This is a genomic window from Nocardia sp. NPDC055050, assembly GCF_053608345.1.
The window spans coordinates 1-2336 of record NZ_JBSGVG010000091.1; the positions used below are offsets into that span (position 1 = coordinate 1).

Here is a 2336-nt window from a genome sequence, read left to right on the forward strand (position 1 = left end):
TCCCTTCCGAACGTAGCCAACCAGCAGTGCTCCTGGCGGAACAACTGGCACACCAGAGGTTCGTCCGTCCCGGTCCTCTCGTACTAGGGACAGCCTTCCTCAAGTTTCTTACGCGCGCGGCGGATAGAGACCGAACTGTCTCACGACGTTCTAAACCCAGCTCGCGTGCCGCTTTAATGGGCGAACAGCCCAACCCTTGGGACCTACTCCAGCCCCAGGATGCGACGAGCCGACATCGAGGTGCCAAACCATCCCGTCGATATGGACTCTTGGGGAAGATCAGCCTGTTATCCCCGGGGTACCTTTTATCCGTTGAGCGACACCGCTTCCACTTGCCGGTGCCGGATCACTAGTCCCGACTTTCGTCCCTGCTCGACCTGTCAGTCTCACAGTCAAGCTCCCTTGTGCACTTGCACTCAACACCTGATTGCCAACCAGGCTGAGGGAACCTTTGGGCGCCTCCGTTACATTTTGGGAGGCAACCGCCCCAGTTAAACTACCCACCAGGCACTGTCCCTGAACCAGATCATGGTCCGAGGTTAGAAGTCCAATACGATCAGAGTGGTATTTCAACGACGACTCCACCCGAACTAGCGTCCGAGCTTCACAGTCTCCCACCTATCCTACACAAACCGTACCGAACACCAATACCAAGCTATAGTGAAGGTCCCGGGGTCTTTTCGTCCTGCCGCGCGTAACGAGCATCTTTACTCGTAATGCAATTTCGCCGAGTCTGTGGTTGAGACAGCAGAGAAGTCGTTACGCCATTCGTGCAGGTCGGAACTTACCCGACAAGGAATTTCGCTACCTTAGGATGGTTATAGTTACCACCGCCGTTTACCGGGGCTTAAATTCTCAGCTTCGCCCTTACAGGCTAACCGGTCCTCTTAACCTTCCGGCACCGGGCAGGCGTCAGTCCGTATACATCGTCTTACGACTTCGCACGGACCTGTGTTTTTAGTAAACAGTCGCTTCTCTCTGGTCTCTGCGACCTCGTCCAGCTCAGTCCGTAAAGAACGTCACCAGACCAGGTCCCCCTTCTCCCGAAGTTACGGGGGCATTTTGCCGAGTTCCTTAACCACAGTTCTCTCGATCGCCTTAGTATTCTCTACCTGACCACCTGTGTCGGTTTGGGGTACGGGCCGTGTACCAGCTCGCTAGAGGCTTTTCTCGGCAGCATAGGATCACTGAATTCCCCTCAACGGGTACGCATCACGTCTCAGGCTACATGTTGTGCGGATTTGCCTACACAACGCCCTACACGCTTACACCAGGTATTCCATCACCTGGCCCAGCTACCTTCCTGCGTCACCCCATCGCTTACCTACTACAACCGGGGTCCTGTGCAGCCGTCATTCCCCTCACCCGAAGGCTCAGTAAAACAACATTTGGACAGTTAGCACAACTGATTCAGCATTGGGCGCGGATACACGGGTACGGGAATATCAACCCGTTGTCCATCGACTACGCCTGTCGGCCTCGCCTTAGGTCCCGACTCACCCTGGGCGGATTAACCTGGCCCAGGAACCCTTGGTCATTCGGCGGACGAGTTTCTCACTCGTCTTTCGCTACTCATGCCTGCATTCTCACTCCCGTGGCCTCCACAGCTAGTTCACACTGCTGCTTCCACGGCCACAGGACGCTCCCCTACCCATCCACACACCTGGCCCTTCTCCGAAGAAAAGGACGGGCTATTGTGTGAATGCCGCGGCTTCGGCGGTGTACTTGAGCCCCGCTACATTGTCGGCGCAGGATCACTTGACCAGTGAGCTATTACGCACTCTTTCAAGGGTGGCTGCTTCTAAGCCAACCTCCTGGTTGTCTAAGCGACCCCACATCCTTTTCCACTTAGTACACGCTTAGGGGCCTTAGCCGGCGATCTGGGCTGTTTCCCTCTCGACTACGAAGCTTATCCCCCGCAGTCTCACTGCCACGCTCTCACACACCGGCATTCGGAGTTTGGCTGACTTCGGTAAGCTTGTAGGCCCCCTAGGCCATCCAGTAGCTCTACCTCCGATGTGAAACACGTGACGCTGCACCTAAATGCATTTCGGGGAGAACCAGCTATCACGGAGTTTGATTGGCCTTTCACCCCTACCCACAGCTCATCCCCTCAGTTTTCAACCTAAGTGGGTTCGGGCCTCCACGACGTCTTACCGTCGCTTCACCCTGGCCATGGGTAGATCACTCCGCTTCGGGTCCATAATGTGCGACTAAATTTCGCCCTATTCAGACTCGCTTTCGCTACGGCTACCCCTCGACGGGTTAACCTCGCCACACACCGATGACTCGCAGGCTCATTCTTCAAAAGGCACGCCATCACCCCACACAATCAA

General features: G+C 55.7%; 1 rRNA gene. It reads right to left on the reverse strand.

The features are described from left to right. Positions 1-2336: ribosomal RNA gene (locus ACWGCN_RS35760) — 23S ribosomal RNA — on the reverse strand; the annotation flags it as partial.